Source organism: Gemmobacter aquaticus (assembly GCF_007859075.1).
Lineage (GTDB): Bacteria > Pseudomonadota > Alphaproteobacteria > Rhodobacterales > Rhodobacteraceae > Gemmobacter > Gemmobacter aquaticus.
This window is the reverse complement of record NZ_VOAK01000011.1, coordinates 1118699-1141059: the sequence shown is the minus strand read 5'-3', so window position 1 is coordinate 1141059 and position 22361 is coordinate 1118699. Positions and strand designations below refer to the sequence as shown.

Here is a 22361-nt window from a genome sequence, read left to right as displayed (position 1 = left end):
GAGACCCGACGATGACCACCCGTTTCGATGCGCTGCGCCAGCACAGGGCGGCAACCGCCGGAGTGACCATTGCCGAACTGTTCGCGGCCCCGGATCGGGCCGCGCAGTTTTCGCTGAGCTATGGCAATATGCTGTTTGACTATTCCAAGACGCAGATCGATGCGCAGGCCGTTGATCTGCTTGTCAAACTTGCGCAAGGCGCGGGAGTTGCGGAAAAGCGCGAGTCCATGTTCTCGGGCGCCAAGATCAATGAAACCGAAGGCCGCGCCGTTTTGCATACGGCAATTCGCAACCTCTCGGCCTCGGTTATCGTTGACGGCCACGATGTGATGCCCGAAGTCAGGGCGATCCATGCCCGTTGCGCGGCCTTTGCCAATGATGTGCGCGCGGGGCGGTTTACGGGCCAGGGTGGAAAGATCACCGATGTGGTGAACATCGGCATCGGCGGCTCCGATCTCGGCCCCGCAATGGCCTATCTGGCGCTCGCCCCGTTTGCTGACGGCCCGCGCTGCCATTTCGTGTCGAACGTCGATGGCGCGCATATCGCGGATACGCTCAAGGGGCTAAATCCCGAGACGACATTGGTGATCGTCGCCTCCAAGACATTCACCACGATCGAAACCATGACGAACGCCAACACCGCCAAGGCGTGGATGGCAGGAAAGGTGGCAAATCCTGCCGCCCAGTTTGCTGCGGTATCGACCGCGCAAGAAAAGACTGCCGCCTATGGCATTGATGCAGCGCGTGTTTTCGGGTTCGAGGATTGGGTGGGCGGTCGCTACTCCATGTGGGGGCCGATCGGGCTTTCGCTGATGATCGCGATCGGGCCGGAAGCCTTTGATGACTTCCTCAAGGGCGGCGCCGACATGGACGCGCATTTCCAAAGCGCGCCGTTCGCCGAAAACCTGCCTGTTCTGTTGGCGCTTGTCGGCGTCTGGCACAACCAGATCTGCGGTCATGCGACGCGCGCGGTACTGCCATATGATCAGCGCCTCTCGCGCCTGCCGGCCTATCTTCAGCAGTTGGAGATGGAATCGAATGGCAAGCGCGTGGGCATGGACGGTGCGGATCTGCCCTATGACTCGGGCCCGGTGGTCTGGGGTGAGCCGGGCACGAATGGCCAGCACGCATTCTACCAGTTGATCCATCAGGGCACGCGCATTGTACCGTGCGAGTTCATCGTGGCGCGCAAGGGCCATGAACCGGATCTGGCCCATCAGCATTTGTTGCTTGTCGCGAACTGCCTTGCCCAGTCCGAGGCGCTGATGCGCGGCCGCAGCCTTGAAGAGGCGCGTGCCATCATGGCCAAAAAGGGTCTGACCGGTGCCGAGCTTGAACGTCAGGCCCGCCACCGTGTTTTTCCGGGAAATCGTCCGTCGACGACGCTTGCAATCCCGCAGCTGACACCCTTCACGCTGGGCCAGATCATCGCGCTTTACGAGCACCGCGTGTTCGTCGAAGGGGTGATCCTCGGTATCAACAGCTATGACCAATGGGGCGTGGAACTGGGCAAAGAGCTTGCCCTTGCGCTGCAACCGATCCTCGAGGGCACGGAGAGCGCATCGGTCAAGGACGGCTCGACGCAGCAGCTGGTCGCCTATCTGCGCGGCTGACCCTTCCTCTTGGCCAAAATACCCTTCGGGGGTTCGGGGGGCGCAAAGCCCCCCGTTTGCTTACTTCAGCGCGGCCGTTACGATCACTTCAACCAGATAGCCCGGTGCGGCCAGCTTCGCCTCGCCGGTTGCCCGCGCGGGGGTGTGGCCTTGCGGCACCCAGGAATCCCAGACGGCATTCATCTCGGCAAAGTCAGTCATGTCCGCGAGCCAGATCTGCGTCGACAGGATGCGGGTCTTGTCGGTGCCGGCCTCTGCCAGAATCCGGTCCACCTCGGCCAGGCAGGTGCGGGTCTGCTCGGTCACCGACTCGCCGGGGTTGCCGACCTGACCGGCCAGCCAGACGATGCCATTGTAGCAGACCGCTTCGCTCATCCGGGCGCCGGTGCCAAGGCGTTTGATGTCGCTGTTCATGGGATACCTCCTGAAACGTGATGCAGCTTGCTAGCCCGTTGGGCCAGCGAAGAAAAGCGGTTTCAGGGAGGTGGATTGGAGCGGGTGAAGGGAATCGAACCCTCGTCATCAGCTTGGGAAGCTGCGGCTCTACCATTGAGCTACACCCGCGTGGCGATTGAGGTATGTCAGCCGCCCGCCCACGTCAAGAGGGGATAAGGCACGACGGCGAAGGGCCGCCCTGGGGAGGGGCGGCCCTTGCCGAGACCGCCGCCTGTGCCCTGAGGGGTGGGGACAAGCGGCAGGCGCGCTGAGATTACATGGCGGGCAGCAGAACCGTGTCGATCACATGGATCACGCCATTCGATTGCTTGACGTCGGCAATGGTTACGGTCGCCACATTGTTCTGCCCATCCTTGATCTGGATCTTGTCGCCATCCATCATCGCGGTGAACTCACACCCGCCGACGGTCTTGACTGGATGCATCCCCTTGTCGTCGGCGACCATCTTTTCGATGGCGCCCGAAAGGGCGTTGGCCGCAACGACGTGGCAGGTCAGGATCTTGGTCAGCTGATCCTTGTTCTCGGGTTTGAGCAGCGTCTCGACCGTGCCGGCAGGCAGTTTCTCGAAGGCTGCATTGGTTGGCGCAAAGACGGTGAAGGGGCCAGCGCCCGACAGGGTTTCAACCAGGCCTGCGGCCTGAACGGCAGCAACCAGTGTGGTGTGATCTTTCGAGTTCACGGCATTTTCGACGATGTTCTTCGTCTCATACATCGGCGCGCCGCCCACCTCGGGGTTTGCGGCAAAGGCGGCGGTGGTGCCCAGTGCAAGGATCGCGGCGGCCATACGGATGGATTTCATCTTGTGTCTCCCTTGATCGACGGCGGGCCATTCCCGCCGGACACCAGAAGCTACGAGGGGTTTTCCGTCCGAGTTTCGCGCTCACGCTCTCGTGATCAGAGGTTGATCTCGCCTGCGGCCAGTACCGGACCCGTCGGCGCGCCGACCGGGGAACCGCCTGCGGGCTCAAGCGAGACGGCAATGGTCCAGCCTTGCGGCGGGTCGGGATAGGGCACACGCAGCGGCTCGGCCCCGATGAGGCCAAGTGAGACAGGTGCGGCGCCCGGCGCAATCAGCCATGCCTCATGCGCGCGATCAGACGGAGGCGCGGCCCCGGCCACGCGCTGCACGATCAATGCCTCACCGTCATGAAGCGCCTCAAAGCGCAGGGCTGCATCGGGCTCTCCCAACCGGGCAATGACGGTGGGGACATCAGGTGAGAGGATCGGCGGCAGATACAAGGCGCCAACCATGACTGCCGCCGCCGCGATCAGCCCACCCAGCCAGAGCGGCCAGCGGCGCGCTGGTTTCGGGAACAGGCGCGCCTCGATCGCGGGCAGCAGATCGGGCGCCTCAGCCGGGGCATATTCGTCGTTCAGGTCGGCCAACCGCGCCTCCCAGTCTGCGACCAGGCTTTGCAGCGCGGGGTCTGTCTTAAGGCGCGCGCTGAAGGCAATCCGATCAGCATGGGGCAGGGTACCCAGCACGTATTCGCCCGCAATGTCCCGGTCCTCGGCGCTCATCTCTGTCCGTCCATGCAGTTGCGCAGGGCCATCAACCCGCGCCGCAACCATGTCCTCATGGTATTCAGCGGAACGGAATGGCGGTTGGCAAGGTCTGCATAGCTTAGGCCATCCAGATAGGCGCCGCGCAGTGCGGCCGCGCGGGCGGGCTCAAGGGTTCCGAAACAATCGACGATACGCCGGGCCTCGCCAAGGGCGACAAGGCGGCTTTCGGCGCGTGGCGTGCTGTCCGGGATATGCTCGTAGTCGGCCTCTTCGGTCGCAATGGGGCGTGCCCGCAGGCGGTCGATCGCGAGATGCCGGGCGACAGCGATGACCCAAGTCATCCCGCGCCCACGTGCAGGATCAAAGCGCTGCGCCCGCAGCCAGATGCGCGTATAGACCTCTTGCAAGGCTTCCTCCGCCTCATGCCGATCCTGTAACATACGCAGCAGCACACCCATGAGTTTCGCACTCGTCGCGGCATATAGCGCGCGAAAGGCCGTGCGATCCTGCGCAGCACATCGGATCAGCAAATCAGCGACCGGATCATCCATGGCTTTTGATCTAGCCCGGGGCGCGCAAAGTCAACCTCTGCGCCGGCGCCGTCCTCCATCGCCCCCGCTGGTCGCGGGGTTGTAGGATACGTCAGGCAAGCTTACGACACCCACCAGATTGGGGAACTGGTCCACCGCATGCGGGATCGCATTGGCATTGACGAAGTGTTCCTGAAAGCGCGGCTCAATGGCGGTCTCGATCTTCACGATGTCATGCACCGTCGCCTCGATCGCATCACGGGCGGCACGGTTGCACAGCGCGATGCGCGCGCCGGTGCCAGCCGCGTTGCCCGCGCTGGTCACCTTTTCCAGCGGTGCATCGGGGATCATGCCCAGAACCATGGCGTGCTTCGGGCTGATATGGGCGCCAAAGGCCCCGGCCAGCGTCACGCGGTCGACATGGTCGATGCCAAGCTCATCCATCAGAAGCCGCGCGCCGGCATAAAGCGCGGATTTCGCAAGCTGAATAGCGCGGATGTCGCCCTGTGTGACCCGGATCACCGGCCCGCCGTCGACAGATGCATCGTGCAGCAGATAGGAATGGGTGCGCCCATGCGGCTCGCACCGCGCGGTGCCCACCTGATCGGCTGACCCGATCAGCCCCGAGGCATCGAGCACGCCTGCCATCCGCATCTCGGCCACCGCCTCGATGATGCCCGACCCGCAGATACCCGTGATGCCCGAGGTCTTGATCGCATCGGCAAAGCCCGGATCATCCGACCAGAGGTCCGATCCGATCACGCGGAATCGCGGCTCCTTTGTGACGGGGTCGATGCTGACCCGCTCGATCGCCCCCGGTGCTGCGCGCTGGCCACTGGAGATCTGCGCACCTTCAAATGCGGGGCCGGTGGGTGAGGAACAGGCCAAGACCCGCTCCTTATTGCCCAAGAGGATCTCGGCATTGGTGCCGACGTCAACGATCAGCACCATATCATCGGATTTACCCGGCTCTTCCGACAGCGCGACGGCGGCGCAGTCGGCGCCCACATGGCCCGCGATGCAGGGCAGCACATAAACCTGTGCCGCCCGGTTCAGGTTGGAGAGGTCAAGTTCGCGCGCGGGTAGCGAGAGGCTGCCTGAAAGTGCCAGCGAAAAGGGGGCCTGACCCAGTTCGACCGGGTCGATGCCCAGAAGCAGGTGGTGCATCACCGGATTGCAGACGAAGACCACCTCGAAAATATCCGCGGACGCGACCTTCGCCTCGGCCGCGATGGATGCGGCCAGCGCGTTGATCGCCTCGCGCACCGCGCGCGTCATCTCGACGTCTCCGCCGGGGTTCATCATCGCGTAGCTCACACGGCTCATCAGATCTTCGCCAAAGCGGATCTGCGGGTTCATCAGCCCGCTTGAGGCGAGCACCGCGCCGTCGCGCAGGTCGCACAGATGCGCCGCGATGGTGGTCGATCCCAGATCGATGGCCAGACCGTAAAGGCCGCCCTCATGGTAGCCCGGCCAGATTTCCAGAATACGGTCGCGCGCGTCGTGGTTGCCGCGATGCAGGGCCACGGTGATCTTCCATTCGCCCTTGCGCAGGACGGGCTGCAGGCGGCGCAGGACATGAAGGTCGGTTTCGACCTCACCCACTTGCCATTGCTCGGCAAGCGCCTGCTTCACGCGTTCGAAATCGCCCGAGGGTTCATGCATGTCGGGTTCGGCGACCTCGATGTACAAAAGCCGGGTCGCAGGGTCCATGACGATGTCGCGCTGTGTGGCGGACTTGCGGATGACCTGCTTGTGGACCTGGCTTTCCGGTGGCACGTCGATCACCACATCGCCCATGACCTTGGCCTGACAGCCAAGGCGGCGGCCGTCGATCATGCCCCGCTTCGACTTGTAACGCTCCTCGACGCTGTTCCATTCCGACAGCGCCTCGTCATCGACATGGATGCCGAACTTCGGGAACTCGCCATAGCCCGGCGTGATCTGGCACTTGGAGCAGATGCCGCGCCCGCCGCAGACGGAATCGAGATCGACACCCAGGTGCCGGGCGGCCTGCAGGACCGGCGTGCCAAGGGCAAAACGCCCCCGCTTTCCCGAGGGGGTAAAGATCACCAAAGCATCTTCGGTCATGTGGGCCTCCTGTTCGCCCCTCGGTTCTAGGACATCGGGTGGCGGGTGCAATGTCTGCTGGCGTCATATCGCGGGTAAAGGTCGACACTGGCAGGGCAGATGATGAAACCCCCGCCTTGCGACAAGGCGGGGGCATGGTGCTTGCGCAGGCCCTGCTGATCAGCCGCGGGCGCGACGACCGCCACGACGGCCCGAGGTCGCGGAAGAGGCTGCTGCCGATGCTTCAGCAAAGGTCGCGCCGGCTTCAACAGCCTCGATCACCTTGGCAAAGCGGATCCATTCGCCGCCATTCGCATCGTGGTTCATAAGGAAGTTGGCGGCGCGGATCGCCTCCATCTCTACCTGACGGACCGGGTTCATGATGGCACTGGTCATGCCCGCGCCGATCGCCATCGGCAGGAAGGCTGCGTTGATACCGTGGCGCTGCGGCAGGCCGAACGAGATGTTCGAGGCGCCGCAGGTGGTATTCACGCCCAGCTCATCGCGCAGACGGCGGACGAGGGCGAAGACCTGCTGGCCGGCCGAGGCCATTGCGCCCACCGGCATGACCAGCGGGTCGACCACGATATCATGCGCCGGGATGCCAAAGTCGGCCGCGCGTTCGACGATCTTCTTGGCCACAGCGAAGCGGACATCGGGATCGGGCGAGATGCCGGTGTCGTCGTTCGAGATCGCGACGACCGGCACGTTGTATTTCTTGACCAGCGGCAGAACCAGTTCCAGCCGCTCTTCCTCGCCGGTGACCGAGTTCAGAAGCGGACGACCCTCGCAGGCGGCGAGACCGGCTTCCAGTGCGGCAGGAACCGACGAGTCGATGCAAAGCGGCACGTCCACAGTCTGCTGGATGATCTCGATCAGTGCCTTCATCAGCGGCGGTTCGACAAAGTTGTTGTCGGCATAGCGCGGGTCTTCGGCCATCTTGTTGGTGAAGACGGCGCCAGAGTTCACATCAAGGACATTCGCCCCGCAGGCGACTTGCTCCAGCGCGTCCTTGATTACGGTGTCGAAGTTGCCCGCCTCCAGCTCGGCCGCCAGTTTCTTGCGGCCCGTGGGGTTGATGCGTTCGCCGATGACGCAGAAGGGCTCGTCAAAGCCGATGACAACGGTCTTGGTCTTGGATTCGAGAACGGTCCGGGTCATTTTTTGGTCCTTATGCTTGATTGGCCGGAACGCCCGAGGCGCCGCCGTTGTCGATAGCCCACTGGGCGTTGGTCTTGATACCACCCAGCGGGAAGAAGTGAACCGATTCAATGCCAAAGCCGGGGTTCTTCGCCTTATGGGCGGCCAGATCTGTGACGAATTCGGTGGGCTCATAGGGCAGGAGCAGCTTGGTCACGTCCATGGCGCGCTTCTGCAGCACGCGCAAGGAGGGGCCGACGCCGCAGGCAATGGCGAACTTGATCATGGTCTGCAGTTTGGCCGGTCCTGCGACGCCAATATGGACCGGGATCTGGATGCCTTCAGCATTGATGCGGTTCACCCAGTCAATCACGGGCTGCGCCTCAAAGCAGAACTGGGTCGCGATGGCCATCTTGGCGTCGGTGCGGTTTGCGAAATCCTGCTTCCATTTCAGCGCCTGCATGACGATGCGGTCTCCGCCGTCCTTGTCGATATCCTTGTTGCCTTCGGGGTGGCCCGCGACATGAAGCCGCTCGAACCCGTCAAAGAGGCCAGTCTCGATCAGCTGCATCGAAGCGTCGAACTCACCCGCCGGCGTGTTCACGCCGCCGCCCAGTAGCAGCGCCTGCTTGACGTCTGCCTCGCCCTTGTAGCGGGCGATCCAGTCGGCCAGCGTGGCGCGGTCCTTGATGATGCGCGCGGGGAAGTGCGGCATGACCGGAAAGCCATCTGCGTTCAGCCGCTTTGCCGTAGCGACCATGTCCTCGATCGGGGTGCCTTCGATATGCGCGATGTAGACGCGGGTTCCCTTGGGCAGGATCGCGCGGAAATCCTCGACCTTCTCGGCGGTGCGGGGCATCACCTCCATCGAGTAGCCCTTGAGGAAGGCTTCGACCTCGGCCGGGGCGCCGGTCGGGGCAGGGGTGGTGTCGCGGCGGAAACTGAACAGCGCCATGAGGCGGCTCCTGAGGCTATGGGTGCGGCTGTCGGACAAGGCGGTCAGGCCCGGCCCTCGGCATCGATCAGCGCTTTAAGGCGCGCGGTGTCATAATCAGCCTCAAGCCGGGCGGCCCAGGCTTTCGCCAGTTCCTCCGCCTCGCCCTCGGCCTCGAAGGGGGCAGCCTTGCGCCACTCGGCCAGATAGGCGTCGGCATCCTTTGCCCCCACCTTCATGGCACAGCGGTCGATCGCCTGTTCAAAGCGCTCGGACAGTTGCGCCTTTGCGCCCCGCCGTCCCTTGCCCACGATCACCTGGGCCGGGATGTCGCGCCAGTAGACGATTGTGACCTCTGGCATCGGCTGATTCCCCTCATCTTCATGACACACGTTCTATGCCCGCCTGCGACGCATCCGGTGTCGGTTTTCGACATGTCCCGCGCAGCAAGCGACAGCGGTAACCGCGCGCCTCTTTTACCGGCAACTCCGCCACAGGTGGAGGGGCCAGTTTCGGAAAAAGCTGCATGAAAAGCATGAGATTTCTTCATCTGCCGCGACGCCACCGCCCCGGGCACGGGATCGGCGCTTGCGCGGACGTCACATCGCGTCTACCGTGGAGGTAACCACATATGGAGGGCGATCATGGCGCCCGAGCGTCCCCGAGGGGAGGACGCGATCCCGCAGCCCGCAGCCGATGAAACACCGGCGCGCGCGGTCGAACCGTCGGCCCCTCGATCCGCCCAGCCGGGTCCGCATCTCTATGCGGCGCTCGATCTGGGGACAAACAGTTGCCGGATGCTGATTGCCCAACCGAAGGGCAGCCAGTTTCAGGTGGTGGACAGCTTTTCCAAGACTGTCCAGCTTGGCGTGGGGCTTGAAGCCTCGGGCCGACTGTCGCGCGCCTCTATGGGGCGAACAGTGCAGGCCTTGCGGATCTGCCAGAAAAAGATCGAAAAGCATGGCGTGACACGAATGCGTCTGGTCGCGACCGAGGCCTGCCGGCGCGCACGGAATTCGCGCGATTTCATGCGCCAGATCCGCCGTGAAACCGGGCTGACGGTCGAGATCATTGCGCCTGAGGAAGAGGCGCGCCTTGCCGTGATCTCTTGCGCGCCGCTTGTGTCGCGAAGGACCGAGCAGCTTCTGGTGGTGGATATCGGCGGTGGATCAACCGAACTGGTCTGGATCGACCTCTCGGCGGTGCCACCCGAGGATCGGTCGCGGGCGATCATGCGGCTGCATGCAGGTTTCACGCCGCGCGATGATCTGCCCTCGGCCCGCGTCGTCGACTGGATTTCGGTTCCGCTTGGCGTCGCCACGCTGAAGGACCAGTTCAACGATGTCGAGGATGACGCCGCGCGTTTTGCCCTGATGAGCTGGTTCTTCGAGGAAAACCTCGCAAGCTTTTCGCCCTACAACTCGGAAAACCCGCGTGAGGGGTTTCAGATCATCGGCACCTCGGGCACCGTCACGACAGTGGCCGCAAGTTTCCTCGGTCTGCGCCGCTATGACCGCACAAAGGTCGATGGTCTTTCCATGACCTCGGATCAGATCGACACGGTCATTCGTGACTATCTTTCCCTTGGCCCCGAGGGGCGACGCACTGATCCGCGTATCGGCCGAGACCGGCACGCGCTGATCATGTCGGGCGCCGCGATCCTTCAGGCGTTGATGCGGATCTGGCCGACGGACCGGCTGTCCGTCGCCGACCGTGGCCTGCGCGAGGGGCTTCTATACGCACAGATGAGCGCCGATGGCGTTCTTGGAGACGGACCTTACAAATGAAAACACCTGGCAAATCCGGCGACGGCAAGAATACATCCGGTCGCGGCCAGCGCGATTTGCGCGTCAAGGTCAAGACTGCCAAGGGGCGCAAGCTCTCGTCGACGCTCTGGCTGGAGCGGCAGTTGAACGATCCTTATGTCCAGCGCGCCAAGCGAGAGGGGTATCGTGGACGTGCCGCCTACAAGATCATGGAACTGGATGACCGGTACGGGTTTCTGAAACCTGGCGCGCGCGTGGTCGATCTTGGCTGCGCTCCGGGTGGGTGGTGCCAGGTGGCGGTCCCTCGTGTGAACGCGCTTGGCGAAAACCCCAAAAAGCCGCAGGGGCGGGTTCTTGGTGTCGACTTGCAAGAGGTCGAGCCGATCGCGGGGGCCGAGATCCATCAGCTCGACTTCCTGTCCGATGGGGCCGACGATCAGGTGAAGGCTTGGCTCGGCGGTCGCGCCGACGTGGTCATGAGCGACATGGCCGCCGCCGCCTCGGGCCACAAGGGAACCGACCACCTGCGCATCATCGCTTTGATCGAGGCGGCCCTGGCCTTTGCCTTTGACGTGCTGGAAGATGAGGGAACCTTTGTCGCCAAGGTGCTGGCAGGCGGTGCCGAGAACGAAATGCAGGTTGTTCTCAAGAAGAACTTCCGCAAGGTCGCCAATGTGAAGCCACCGGCAAGCCGTTCGGACAGCTCGGAAAAATTCGTCGTTGCCATGGGGTATCGTGGCCGTCAGATCGCCGCTGCCGACGAAGACGCAGACGAAGAGTAGCCCGAAAAAGAAAAGGGCGCCTCAGGGCGCCCGTTCTTCATCGCGTGGATCGGGTCGACCTCAGCCGCCCCAATGACGCACGGGGCCGCAATCCATGTGTACGAAACCCGAGCCCGAATAACGACCGACACCACCCGACGCGCAGGTTTCCGCGGCACGGGCCATCTGGCCGACAGAGCGCGATTTCAGACGCAGGTCCGCAGCCATCCCTTGCAGGTGAAGCGAGTTCTTGGCAACGCCGCCGGACTTCGACCGAAGCATCGCGTTGGTCGCCGGGCTGCGGTAGCCCGACAGAAGCATATAGGGTTCCGAGACGTCCATCAGGCGGTGTGCAGCGGCCATGATGTCAACATTGCGTGGGTCCATCGTGTGCTGGTCGTCGGTGCGCCAGTCGCGCATGAAGTAGGTGATCTCCTTCAGCACTTCCTTGATGTACTTGCCTTCGATCCAGTAAATCGTGTCGATGCTTTCGCCCGTCCGACCCGAGTACATGCGGATGCGGCGAATGTCGCCCGCGCCCCGCAGCAGGCCAAATGCGTTGGAATAGGTTGGAGCGGCAACAACAGCAGTTGCTGCAAACGCGCCAAGAAGGCCTCGCCGCGTGAAGCTGGTCTTCGCAGAGCTGGTCATCTAAGCCTGTCCCTCAGTCTTCCTTAGTACCGCATGTACCTGCGGTTACTGCCACTTATCCCCAAGTGCAGATATTGTATGCCACAGGACGAATCGTAACAGAAGCGTGGATTTTGCCGCAGGTGCGAAATGGACGGCTGATCGGCAAAGAATTGCTGAAAGCCCCAGGCCGGAACCGACGAAAATCGCTTTGCTGACGCCTTGTTGCGGATTGGTAACATCACCTGTTCCTTTTCATGGCATTTCCGCCACGCATTCGCCGGATGTGAATTTACACCTCTGCAGAAATCCGAAATGGTCGGGAGAAGTTTTCCCGACCGAGGTTGTCATGACTACGACTTTCCCCGCCGTCACCTTTTCCCAGATAGTTCTTTCTGCATTGCTAACTTTGGCGCCCCTCTCGGTCGCACAGGCGCAGGTCTCGCCCTTTGTGCAGTCAGTCGCGATTGCAGCAGCGGATCAGGACGAGGTGATCTCGGCCTTTTATGCCGCACGCAACTATGCCCCGATCTGGACCGGTCCGCAGGATGCGGAGCGGAGAAACGCATTTCTGTCGGCGATTGCCCATGCGTCGGATCAGGGGTTGGCCGTGCAGCGCTATGATGCGCGCGCGTTGACGGACGCGTTCCGTTCGGCGCAGACCGAAGGCGACCGCGGCAGGCTGGAGGTGCGGATGACCCGCGCCTATCTGAGCTATGTGCACGATCTGCATGGCGGGGTGCTGCAGCCAAAGAAGGTTGATGCGGGGATTGTGCGCGAGGTGCCGCGCATCGACCCGCAGCTTGCACTGGAACGGCTGACCGGCGATGACCTGGGCGCGTTCCTGTCGACCCTTGCACCGGCGTCGCCCAGCTATGCCCAGCTTATCAAGGCCAAGCTGCGGATTGATGGCACGATCGCCGCCGGCGGGTGGGGGCCAACACTGGCAGACACTCCGCTGCAGCCGGGTGACAGCGGTGCGGCTGTGGTAGCCTTGCGCGATCGTCTGGTGTCGATGGGGTATCTGCGCCTCTCTGCCACGCAGGACTATGATGCCGAGGTGCAGAAAGCAGTTCAGCGCTTTCAGATTGCGCATGGCCTCGATCCCGATGGCAAGCTTGACGAGATTACCATCACCGCGCTCAACGTAGCCCCAGAAGAGCGATTGAAGTCGATCATCGTCGCGCTGGAGCGCGAACGCTGGGTCAACATGGACCGCGGGCGCAGGCACATCTGGGTCAATCTTACGGATTTCACGGCCCGCATCATCGATGACGGGAAGGAAACCTTCGTGACCCGTGCCGTGATCGGCAAGGACGTTCCTGACCAGCGCACGCCCGAGTTCTCCGACGAGATGGAGTACATGGTGGTGAACCCAAGCTGGTCGGTGCCACGGTCGATCACGACGAAGGAATATCTGCCGCTGCTGAAGAAGAACCCCAATGCAGCCGGGCATCTGAAGATCGTGGACCGCAATGGGCGCGTGATCGACCGAGGGTCGATCAATTTTGGCAAGTACACGGCCGCGAACTTCCCGTTCTCGATGCGTCAACCACCCTCGGATGCGAATGCACTCGGACTTGTGAAGTTCATGTTCCCGAACCAGTGGAACATCTATCTGCACGACACGCCATCAAAGTCGCTGTTCGATCGCGAGGTGCGTGCCTTCTCACACGGCTGCATACGCCTGGGTCAACCGTTTGAGTTTGCCCACGCGCTTTTGGCCGTGCAAAGCGCTGATCCTGAAGGGGATTTTAAGAAGGCGCTCGACAGTGGCCGTGAGCAGGCGGTCAAATTGCAACAGCATGTGCCGGTTCATCTGGTGTATTTCACCGCATTTCCCGACGTGCGGGGCGGCATGAACTATCGGCGTGATATCTATGGCCGCGATGAGCGGATCTATGATGCGCTGATCGATGCCGGGGTGGTGCCGGGCGGCCAACACGGCTAAATCTTTCTGCGTGGGTGCGTCGATATGTGCGTGCGCGCCCCGCGTTGGAGAGTGCCATGGCCCATACACTTCGTGACATTGCCCTTGCGCTTGGCGCCGAGGGCGCCGGCAATCTGGATCTGATCGTCCAGCGCGCGACTGAGCCGCAGGCGGCCGGGCCGGATGATCTGGCGCTTGCGATGGATCCGAAATACGCAGGCGGCCTGTCACAGGGCCGGGCGAAGGCGGCTCTGCTGTGGCCAGGGGCCGATTGGCAGGCGCTCGGACTGGAGGCTGCGCTTTTCGCGCCACGTTCGCGCCTTGCCATGGCCGGACTCAGTCGCATGCTGGACGAGGGCCCCGATATCGCGCCGGGTGTGCACCCCATGGCCATCATCGATCCGACGGCAGAGTTGGGTGAGGGCGCGGCCATAGCCCCCTTCGTCGTGATCGGGCGCGGCGTCCGCATCGGCCCGCGCGCGCGCATCGCAAGCCACGTCAGCATCGCCGAGGGGGCGGCAATCGGGGCCGATGCGCTGATCCTGCAAGGCGCCCGGATTGGCGCACGGGTGCGGATCGGCGATCGGTTCATCGCGCAGCCGGGTTGCGTTATCGGTGGCGACGGCTTTTCCTTCGTCACGCCTGAAAAAAGCGGCGTCGAGGAAATTCGCGAGACCCTTGGCGCACGCGACGCCATTCGCGAGCAAAGCTGGACCCGCATCCATTCGCTGGGATCGGTGACCATCGGCGATGATGTCGAGGTGGGTGCCAATGCTGCGATTGACCGGGGAACGATCCGCGACACGACCATCGGAAACGGCACCAAGATCGACAACCTCGTGCATCTTGGACACAACGTGCAGGTCGGCAATGACAGCCTGATCTGCGGACAGGTGGGCGTCGCGGGGTCCAGCCGGATCGGCAATCGCGTCGTTCTGGCCGGACAATGCGGGGTCAGCGACAATATCTTTGTCGGCGATGACGTGATTGCAGGCGGATCGACCAAGATTTTCACCAATGTCCCTGCAGGTCGGGTGATCCTCGGCAGCCCGGCCGTCAAGATGGAAACGCAGATGGAGATCAACAAGGCACTCCGCCGCCTGCCGCGCCTGGCCGCCACGGTTGCCGAGCTTCAGAAAATTGTTTCAAAACTGTGAAATGACGCCCATATCTGCCCGGTAGAACGGGATCAGGAGGTGAACATGACACATACCGTCAAAGATCGCGTGATCGCCATTCTGGCCGAGCAGGCCGTAATGGATGTATCGGACATCCGGATGGAGGACACGCTTCAGGACCTCGGGCTGGACAGTCTGGGCCTTGTCGAAAGCATCTTCGCCATTGAAGAGGCCTTTGACATCTCGGTTCCCTTCAATGCGAACGAGCCGGGCAAGTCGGATTTTGACATCTCCTCTGTCGCGGCGATCATCGCGGCGGTGGAGTCGCTGGTTTCACGGCAGCAGGCTGCATGAAGCGAGTCGTCATTACCGGGGCGGGCACGATCAATGCGCTTGCCCATGACGTGAAGGGTACGCTGGCCGCGTTCAGGGAAGGGCGTTGCGGGATCGGTCCGCTGGAGATCCGCGACCGCGACCGGCTCTCTATCCAGATCGGCGGTCAGGTGCACAACTGGAACCCTGACAGCCATTTCAACCGCCAGCAGATCGTACTCTACGACAAGTTTACCCAGTTCACATTGCTCGCCGCCAAAGAGGCGATCGGCCAGTCGGGTCTGAACTTTGACGGCCATCTGGGCTATGACACCGGTGTTGTGCTCGGAACCGCCGCAGGTGGGGTGAACACCTGGGACGAGAACTATCGCACGGTCTATGAAGAGGGGAAGAACCGCGTCCATCCCTTTGTCGTGCCAAAGCTGATGAACAACGCGGCCGCGTCGCATATTTCGATGGAGTACAACCTCAAGGGCCCCAGCTTTACCGTATCCACCGCTTGCGCATCGTCCAATCACGCCATGGGGCAGGCGTTCCACATGGTCCGCTCGGGCATGTGTCGCGCGATGGTCACCGGTGGCTCGGAATCCATGCTGTGCTTCGGTGGCATCAAGGCATGGGAGGGGCTGCGAGTGATGTCCAAGGACGCCTGCCGTCCGTTCAGCCTTACCCGCAACGGTATGGTGCAGGGCGAGGGGGCGGCGGTGTTCGTCTTTGAGGAGTATGAGCATGCAGCCCGCCGGGGAGCAGAGATCCTGGCCGAGGTTGTGGGATTTGCCATGACATCCGACGCGGGCGACATTGTCATGCCATCGCAACAAGGGGCGGCGCGGGCCATTGCGGGGGCGTTGAGAGATGCGGGCCTGAACCCCGAGGATATCGGCTATATCAACGCGCATGGCACCGGTACGGCAGCGAACGACCGGACCGAATGCGCAGCGGTGGCGGATGTCTTTGGCCATCATGCGGACCGCCTGATGATTTCGTCAACCAAGTCGATGCATGGTCATCTGATCGGCGGAACTGGCGCGGTGGAACTGCTTGCCTGCATCATGGCGCTCCGCGATGGCGTCATCGCCCCGACGATTGGATATGAAGAGCCAGATCCCGAATGTGCGCTGGATGTGGTGCCGAACGTTGCAAGAGAGGCGCGCGTGACGGCGGTTCTCTCCAATGCCTTTGCCTTTGGCGGGCTGAATGCCGTGATTGCACTGCGACAACCCAGGTAAGGAAAGTGCCGTATCCCATTGAAAAAAGGCCGCACCCTCGGTGCGGCCTTTTTCCGTTTGTTCTGGCAGATCAGTTCTGCGGCTTCGGCGGAACCGGAAGCGGCAGGCTGTCATAACCTTTGGTGATACCGTCCAGCGACGCAGTCAGAACGACTTTCTGGTTGGGCGCGCGGGCCGGGACGATCGTGATCTTGGCCTCTTTGCCGTTCTTCATGGCAGCCAGATCCGCATCCGAGAATCCGACGCGTGCGACGCAGGCGATCTGGTCGCAGAAATCATAGGAATAGGCGAGCGGCTTGTTCTCGTCGATCTGGATGGTCAGGCGTGCGGTCAGAAGTGTTTCAAGCGGGACCGACACGGTCGCGCCGGCAACAGCCTCTTCAGCCTCGGGCATCGGGAAAACGGCGATCTCGGCCACTGGACCACCTTGGGCATCTTTCAGCAGCTGATAGATCTGGCACGGCTCCTGGTTGCCCTCGGGCACGCGCATGCAGCGCACTTCCCATGCACCGGACGTTTCCTTGACGTAAATCGAACCCGGCCCGGTCTGAGCCTCGGCTGCAGGGGCGGCGGGCGCAGCAGCGGGGGCGGCCGGAGCTTCCGTAGTCGCAGGCGCAGGCGTTGCAGGGGCGGCGGCATCTTGGGCAAAAGCGGCCCCGGAAAGGCCAAGCGACAGGGTCAATACCAGAGCCTTCGTCGCGTCAATCATCGGCATTGCGATCAGTCCTCAAATGATGATGCCGCCGTTTAGCATGCGTCGTCGGCGCTGTCAGTCCGGAAAACCAGACCTGCACCGCGCTGAGGCTGTTTTTTGCCAAGATGCCGTAACGTATGGAAAAAGGGCCGGCGAACCGGCCCTTTGAAGCGTTGCTTCTTGCTCCCTGTCGGACTGGCCGACTTCATTGCAACGGACGCTACGGCGGGATCGGCCACAGGTCAACCTCTATTTGGGACCTGTCCACCGCTATCTTCCGGATAGGGTCGACCCGCAAAGCCCTCTGGCGCAATGGGGCCAAGGCTGTATCCTCTGGCCCGTTCGGACAAGAATGGAGGCCGGTGTGAGCGGTGAGCAAGCAAGCGTGTTCGTGGGCGGCGGCGGCGAGGGCTATGGTCTGCCGCAGGATCTTTTGCTGAAATTTGGCAACAGGCACGGGCTGATCGCCGGGGCGACCGGCACGGGTAAAACGATCACGCTGCAGATCCTGGCTGAAGGATTTTCGGCCGCAGGCGTCCCGGTTTTCCTGTCGGACGTAAAGGGTGATGTATCCGGCATGGCGGCGGCTGGTTCGGCCGAGGGCAAGCTGCACGATTCCTTCACAAAGCGTGCGGCGACCATCGGCCTTGACCTGCAATATGCCGCCTGTCCGGTTACCTTTTGGGATCTTTACGGCGAACAGGGGCATCCGATTCGGGCCACGGTGTCCGAGATGGGGCCCTTGCTGCTGTCGCGCCTGCTGGAGCTGTCAGAGGCGCAGGAAGGCGTTCTGAACGTCGCCTTCCGGCTGGCCGATGAAGAAGGGTTGCCGCTACTCGACCTGAAAGACCTGCAGGCGATGCTGGTGTTCATTGGCGAGAATGCAAACACGATTTCAACGCGTTACGGCCTTGTCTCAACGTCGTCGATCGGGGCGATCCAGCGCCGCCTGCTGGTGTTGGAGAATGAGGGCGGGGCCAAACTCTTTGGGGAGCCCGCCTTGCAGTTGGCCGATCTTATGCTGCTCGATGAGAGTGGTCGGGGACGCGTGAATATCCTTGCCGCCGACAAGCTGATGCAGAGCCCGAGGCTCTATGCGACCTTCCTGCTGTGGCTTCTGTCCGAGCTGTTCGAAGAGTTGCCCGAGGTGGGCGATCCGGACAAGCCGAAGCTCGTCTTCTTCTTTGACGAGGCGCATCTTCTGTTCAATGACGCGCCCAAGGCCTTGGTTCAAAAGGTGGAACAGGTCGCACGCCTGATCCGGTCAAAGGGTGTGGGCGTCTATTTCATCACCCAGAATCCGCAGGACGTGCCCGAGAACATCCTTGGCCAGCTTGGCAACCGCGTTCAGCACGCATTGCGCGCCTTTACCGCCAAGGACCAGCAGGCGCTGCGGCTGGCGGCGCAGACCTATCGACCGAACGAGCGGTTCAATACCGAGGACGCGATTCGCGATGTGGGGACGGGTGAGGCCGTTACCTCATTCCTCGAGGCGAAGGGCGCGCCCGGCATTGTCGAGCGCACGCTGATCCGTCCGCCTTCATCGCAGGTCGGGCCGATTGATGTGGCCGTGCGGACTGCGGTCATTGCGGCATCGCCCCTGAAAGGCAAGTACGAGACGATGATTGATCGTGAGTCGGCCTATGAGAAACTGCGCGCCCGCGCCGAGGCTGCGGCCAAAAGTGCCGAATCATCGGACACGGGCAAGCTCTCCGAGCAGGTTTTCGGCAAGGAAGGTGCGCAGTCGGACGACTTCAACCACGCGCGCAGATATGACGGTGGCGGGAAGGCGCGCAGCACCACGTCCCAAACGCGCAGCACCTCGCGCAAATCCGACAGCGTAACCGAGGCGTTCGCGAAAAGTTTCGCCCGCCAGCTCGGGACCCGCAGTGGGCAGGCGATTGTGCGGGGGGTGCTTGGCTCTATATTCGGCCGGCGCTGACGGCTGACTGCCTTTGGCCCGTGGTCGGTCACCGACCGCGGGTTTGCGATGTCACATTGTCGCCTGAAAATTGGCCTGCGATGTCCAACTTTCGGGTGCATGTCAGGGCGCAATGCAACCGCAAGAGGTGCCCTGCATGGCCATCACCGCCGCCGAACAATATGCCATTGAACTGTTGAACCGCGCGCGCCTTGATCCGGCCGGGGAAGCGCGGCGTCATGGCATGGGGTTGAATGACGGGATCGGTGCAGGTTCGATCTCTACGCAGGCAAAGCAGGTTCTCGCGCCCAATGCCCTGCTGGACAAGGCCGCGACCCAGCATGGTCAGTGGATGATCGATGCAGATACCTTCTCGCACTATCAGGGCGGGTTGGGGTCGCGCTATTATGACCCGGGTGATCGGATGGCGGTTGCCGGTTACACCTTTGCCAATGGCTGGGGCTGGGCCGAGAACATCGCGCTTGTATCGATTACCAGCTCGCTCGAGGCGGCCATCCGTAATCACCACGCGGGTTGGATGCACAGCACCTCGGGACACCGCGAGGCGATGTTTGGCGAGAACTCGCGTGAAATCGGATACGCGCAGGTCACCGGGAATTACCAAGGCTACAATGTCTCGGTCGGGGTGCAGAACTATGCCTACTCTGGTTCCCGGACCTTTGTGACCGGCGTTGCCTACACCGACCGCGACAAGGATGACTTCTACTCCATCGGTGAAGGGCGCTCTGGCCTCTCGATGAAGATCATCGGCGGGGACGACGCAAAAACCCAAAGTGCGGGCGGCTACGCGCTTCAGGCCAAATGGGGCCAAGAGGTCACCGTCGAGATCGGTGGCGGCACCCGTGTCAAGGTTGACCTCGACAAGGGCAATGTAAAGCTCGATGTGGTCAACAATGCGCTGCTGAAAGTGTCTGGCGATGTGGAACTGCTGTCGGGCCCGATCAAGCATTTGCAGGCCCTGGGCGTCGGCGCGATCGACCTGACCGGCAACGACCTTGGCAACCGTCTGACGGGGTCAGCCGGCCGGAATGACCTGAGCGGCGGCGGCGGCAGCGATACATTGGCTGGCGCTGGAGGCAACGACACGCTTCGTGGCGGCGATGGCGCAGATATCTTGGGCGGCAGCGACGGAAATGATCGTCTGAATGGCAATGCCGGTGCCGATCAGTTGTCGGGCGGCAAGGGCGCGGATGTCTTCGTGTTCGAGAATGCCTCTGGCGCCGATATCGTCACCGATTTCACCATGGGGCAGGGCGATCGGTTGGCCCTTTCCGAATCCCTCTGGGGTGGCGGGCTGACCGACCGGCAAGTCATTGCGCGATATGCCGAGGTGACATCACGCGGCGTGCTGTTCGATTTTGGCGATGGTGATACGCTGCTCCTGCAGGGTGTCCGGTCGCTCAACGGCCTGGCTGATCGGATTGACGTTCTCTGACCTCAGAGCGGGCGGATCTTCAGCTTGGTGATGCGGTTCTCGCGACGGGCGGCAACCTCAAACCGGAAACCGTGAAAGCGGAAGATCTGCCCCTCGTTCGGGATCATCTGCGCCTCGTGGATGACCAGACCGGCCACGGTGTTGGCTTCATCATCGGGCAGGCTCCAGTCCAGCGCGCGATTGAGGTCGCGGATCGTCATCGCGCCATCAACCAGATAGTTCCCGGTTTCATCCTGCTTGGGGACATCCTCATTGCGGACCACGTCGAATTCGTCGGTGATGTCGCCGATGATCTCTTCGATGATGTCTTCAAGCGTGATAAGGCCCTGAAGCGCGCCGTATTCATCCACGACCAGTGCGAAATGGGTGCGGCGCTTCAGAAACTCGCGCATCTGCTCGTCGAGCGTGGTGGTTTCGGGGACGAAGTAGGGCTTCATCGCCACCTTCATCACATCGAGACCCGAGAGCTGTTCCGGATCGCCCGCGCCATCGCGCAGCAGACGCTCTACCTCGCGCAGGAGGTCTTTGGCGTGGATCACGCCGATGATGTTCTCGGGGTCTTCGCGATACATCGGCAAGCGGGTATGGGGCGACGAGAGAACGCGGCTGAGGATTTCCTCGGGCGGCAGGTCGGCATCAATCATCTCGATGTGGCGGCGGTGCTTCATCACCTCTTCCACCGTCCGGTCCGACAGATCCAGCGCGCCCAACAGGCGGTCGCGGTCTTCCTTTTCCACTGCGCCCTCGCTGTGGCCAAGGGCAATGGCGCCCACGATCTCTTCGCGCATGGCGAGCATCCGCCCTTCGTTGTCGGGCTTCAGGCCGATCAGGCGCAAAAGGCCGCGCACCAGCGCACGAACGGTGGCGACCAGCGGTGAGAAGGCTGCGACCAGCACGCGCACGACGGGCGCCACCCGAATTGCGACGGCCTCAGGGTAGGTGATCGCTACTGTCTTTGGCAGCACCTCGCCAAAGACGAGGACGAGCGCCGTCATCACAAAGGTCGCCAGCGCAACGCCGCCGTCACCAAAGGCGCGCGTCAGCAGCGCGGTTGCAAGAGAGGCCGACAGGATGTTGACGATGTTGTTGCCCAGAAGCAGCGAGCCGATCATGCGCTCGCTGTCATCGGTTACCTGCAGGGCACGCTGCGCCCGGTGGGCATCCGGGTCGGCGGTCTTGTCGGCCTGGGCCCGCAACTTCGCGCGGGAGGCGGCCGTCAGCGCGGTTTCCGAGCCCGAAAAGAAGGCCGAGCAGATCAGCAGCAGCACGATCGCCCCGATGGTCAATGCAGTCGACAGGTCAAAAACAAAGGCAGGCTCGGTCATTTCGACTCCGTTCGGTCGGCCAGCGGATGGTGCTGCATCACCAAGTCGCGCAGGTGATCGTCAAGGACATGCGTATAGATCTCGGTTGTTGCGACATCCGCATGACCAAGCAGCGTCTGGATCACACGCAGATCGGCGCCGCCGGCCAGAAGATGTGTCGCGAAGGCATGGCGCAGGCTGTGGGGCGTGACCTTGGCGGGGCTGACCCCGGCCAGGACGGCGATCTGCTTGATCAGGATGTAGAAGTGATGCCGCGTGATATGGCCCGCCGCACCCCGGCCCGGAAACAGGAATTTTGACGCGGGCTTGCCCGACTTGCGGTCAAGCTCTTCAAGGCGGTCGCGGCGCTGAAGCCATTCTGCCACCGCTGTTCGCGCCGGGGCCGAGAGTGGCACCATACGCTCTTTCCCGCCCTTGCCGCGCACGAGGATCATGCGTGGATCACCCCGCACAGCCGCGACCGGCAGGCCCACCAGTTCGGACACGCGCAGCCCCGTCGCATAGAGCAGTTCCAGCAGCGCACAGTTGCGGATCTGGTCATCCAGCGAGCGACCCTTGTCGCGCGCGGCCTCAAGCAGGCGGTCCACTTCTTCATGCGTCAGGACGAGCGGCAAGCGTTTTTCGGAACCCGGACCCTTCATGCGCAGGGCAGGGTTATCGGCGCGCCAACCCTCTTCATGGGCAAAGCGGTACAGCTGCCGGATTGCCGACAGGCGGCGCGCGCGGGTCGCCTTGGAAAGGCCCTGAGCCTCCAGCCCGACGAGATAGGTCTCCACGTCCTGCTGCGTCGCGGCCTGAAAGTCGGTGTTGCGCGCCGCAAGCCAACCTGCGAAATCCAGAAGGTCGCGCCCATAGGCCAGACGCGTGTTCTGCGCGGCCGCGCGTTCGGCCGCCTGCGCGTCAAGGAAGGTCGAAATCCACCGCTGCATTGGCGCTGCGCCGTCCATGA

The 22361-nt window shown here is 62.6% G+C and carries 21 protein-coding genes and 1 tRNA gene; 9 read left to right on the top strand and 13 right to left on the bottom strand.

Translation table 11 applies throughout. The annotated features are described in order from the left end of the window. The first annotated feature begins 11 nt into the window (after positions 1-11). The gene (gene pgi / locus FQU74_RS07710; protein WP_146285816.1) at positions 12-1613 is read left to right on the top strand and encodes a glucose-6-phosphate isomerase; all 1602 of its coding nucleotides are present in this window, start codon (positions 12-14) and stop codon (positions 1611-1613) included. 60 nt (positions 1614-1673) lie between these two features. Here pgi and FQU74_RS07705 read toward each other — a convergent pair whose 3' ends face one another. From FQU74_RS07705 to FQU74_RS07665, 9 genes are all read right to left on the bottom strand, one after another. After that, positions 1674-2027, bottom strand: a complete 354-nt coding sequence (locus FQU74_RS07705; protein WP_146285815.1) for a RidA family protein — start codon at positions 2025-2027, stop codon at positions 1674-1676. 76 nt (positions 2028-2103) lie between these two features. Continuing rightward, positions 2104-2177 (bottom strand) — tRNA-Gly (locus tag FQU74_RS07700). A 145-nt stretch (positions 2178-2322) separates the two neighbouring features. Continuing rightward, positions 2323-2868, bottom strand: coding sequence for a fasciclin domain-containing protein (locus FQU74_RS07695; RefSeq protein WP_146285814.1), 546 nt, complete (start codon positions 2866-2868; stop codon positions 2323-2325). A gap of 95 nt (positions 2869-2963) precedes the next feature. Next, complete coding sequence (locus FQU74_RS07690) at positions 2964-3590, bottom strand: anti-sigma factor (RefSeq protein ID WP_158635554.1); 627 nt, start codon at positions 3588-3590, stop codon at positions 2964-2966. After that, positions 3587-4126, bottom strand: coding sequence for a sigma-70 family RNA polymerase sigma factor (locus FQU74_RS07685; RefSeq protein WP_146285812.1), 540 nt, complete (start codon positions 4124-4126; stop codon positions 3587-3589). The genes FQU74_RS07690 and FQU74_RS07685 overlap by 4 nt, the downstream gene beginning before the upstream one ends. Positions 4127-4156: 30 nt before the next feature. Beyond that, positions 4157-6196, bottom strand: coding sequence for an ASKHA domain-containing protein (locus FQU74_RS07680; protein ID WP_146285811.1), 2040 nt, complete (start codon positions 6194-6196; stop codon positions 4157-4159). Positions 6197-6355: 159 nt separating this feature from the next. Then, complete coding sequence (locus tag FQU74_RS07675; protein WP_146285810.1) at positions 6356-7336, bottom strand: methyltetrahydrofolate cobalamin methyltransferase; 981 nt, start codon at positions 7334-7336, stop codon at positions 6356-6358. A gap of 10 nt (positions 7337-7346) precedes the next feature. Then, on the bottom strand, positions 7347-8270 hold the full coding sequence (locus FQU74_RS07670) for a methylenetetrahydrofolate reductase (RefSeq protein ID WP_146285809.1): 924 nt from the start codon (positions 8268-8270) through the stop codon (positions 7347-7349). Between the two features lie 44 nt (positions 8271-8314). Next, a complete protein-coding gene (locus FQU74_RS07665) occupies positions 8315-8611 on the bottom strand; it encodes a virulence factor (RefSeq protein ID WP_146285808.1) in 297 nt (98 codons plus the stop codon). Between the two features lie 282 nt (positions 8612-8893). Between FQU74_RS07665 and FQU74_RS07660 the strand changes: the two genes are divergently transcribed. Together FQU74_RS07660 and FQU74_RS07655 are read left to right on the top strand one after the other, a co-directional pair. Beyond that, positions 8894-10036, top strand: a complete 1143-nt coding sequence (locus FQU74_RS07660) for a Ppx/GppA phosphatase family protein (protein ID WP_146285807.1) — start codon at positions 8894-8896, stop codon at positions 10034-10036. Next, entirely contained in the window at positions 10033-10797 is a 765-nt protein-coding gene (locus FQU74_RS07655; RefSeq protein ID WP_146285806.1) for an RlmE family RNA methyltransferase, read from the top strand. The genes FQU74_RS07660 and FQU74_RS07655 overlap by 4 nt, the downstream gene beginning before the upstream one ends. A gap of 60 nt (positions 10798-10857) precedes the next feature. Here FQU74_RS07655 and mepK read toward each other — a convergent pair whose 3' ends face one another. Then, the gene (mepK, locus tag FQU74_RS07650; protein WP_146285805.1) at positions 10858-11427 is read right to left on the bottom strand and encodes a peptidoglycan L,D-endopeptidase MepK; all 570 of its coding nucleotides are present in this window, start codon (positions 11425-11427) and stop codon (positions 10858-10860) included. A 328-nt stretch (positions 11428-11755) separates the two neighbouring features. On the opposite strand from mepK, the gene FQU74_RS07645 reads away from it, so the two are divergent. The 4 genes from FQU74_RS07645 to FQU74_RS07630 are packed head-to-tail and all read left to right on the top strand — an operon-like array spanning position 11756 to position 16016. Beyond that, complete coding sequence (locus tag FQU74_RS07645) at positions 11756-13357, top strand: L,D-transpeptidase family protein (protein ID WP_146285804.1); 1602 nt, start codon at positions 11756-11758, stop codon at positions 13355-13357. 56 nt (positions 13358-13413) lie between these two features. Next, complete coding sequence (locus tag FQU74_RS07640) at positions 13414-14493, top strand: UDP-3-O-(3-hydroxymyristoyl)glucosamine N-acyltransferase (RefSeq protein WP_146285803.1); 1080 nt, start codon at positions 13414-13416, stop codon at positions 14491-14493. Between the two features lie 45 nt (positions 14494-14538). Then, the gene (locus tag FQU74_RS07635; RefSeq protein ID WP_146285802.1) at positions 14539-14808 is read left to right on the top strand and encodes an acyl carrier protein; all 270 of its coding nucleotides are present in this window, start codon (positions 14539-14541) and stop codon (positions 14806-14808) included. Then, positions 14805-16016, top strand: a complete 1212-nt coding sequence (locus FQU74_RS07630; RefSeq protein WP_146285801.1) for a beta-ketoacyl-[acyl-carrier-protein] synthase family protein — start codon at positions 14805-14807, stop codon at positions 16014-16016. The genes FQU74_RS07635 and FQU74_RS07630 overlap by 4 nt, the downstream gene beginning before the upstream one ends. A 70-nt stretch (positions 16017-16086) precedes the next feature. On the opposite strand, the gene FQU74_RS07625 is transcribed toward FQU74_RS07630, so the two are convergent. Next, positions 16087-16731, bottom strand: coding sequence for an invasion associated locus B family protein (locus tag FQU74_RS07625; RefSeq protein ID WP_146285800.1), 645 nt, complete (start codon positions 16729-16731; stop codon positions 16087-16089). A 331-nt stretch (positions 16732-17062) separates the two neighbouring features. On the opposite strand from FQU74_RS07625, the gene FQU74_RS07620 reads away from it, so the two are divergent. Further along, complete coding sequence (locus tag FQU74_RS07620; protein WP_146285799.1) at positions 17063-18652, top strand: helicase HerA-like domain-containing protein; 1590 nt, start codon at positions 17063-17065, stop codon at positions 18650-18652. 136 nt (positions 18653-18788) lie between these two features. Further along, positions 18789-20087: a CAP domain-containing protein gene (locus tag FQU74_RS07615; protein WP_158635553.1), complete on the top strand. Its 1299-nt coding sequence runs from the start codon at positions 18789-18791 to the stop codon at positions 20085-20087. 2 nt (positions 20088-20089) lie between these two features. Here the strand turns inward: FQU74_RS07615 and FQU74_RS07610 are convergent, their stop codons facing one another. Then, positions 20090-21412, bottom strand: a complete 1323-nt coding sequence (locus FQU74_RS07610; RefSeq protein ID WP_146285797.1) for an HlyC/CorC family transporter — start codon at positions 21410-21412, stop codon at positions 20090-20092. Next, positions 21409-22359, bottom strand: a complete 951-nt coding sequence (locus tag FQU74_RS07605; RefSeq protein WP_170246203.1) for a site-specific tyrosine recombinase XerD — start codon at positions 22357-22359, stop codon at positions 21409-21411. Before FQU74_RS07605 ends, FQU74_RS07610 begins: the two co-directional genes overlap by 4 nt. Between the last annotated feature and the right edge of the window lie 2 nt (positions 22360-22361).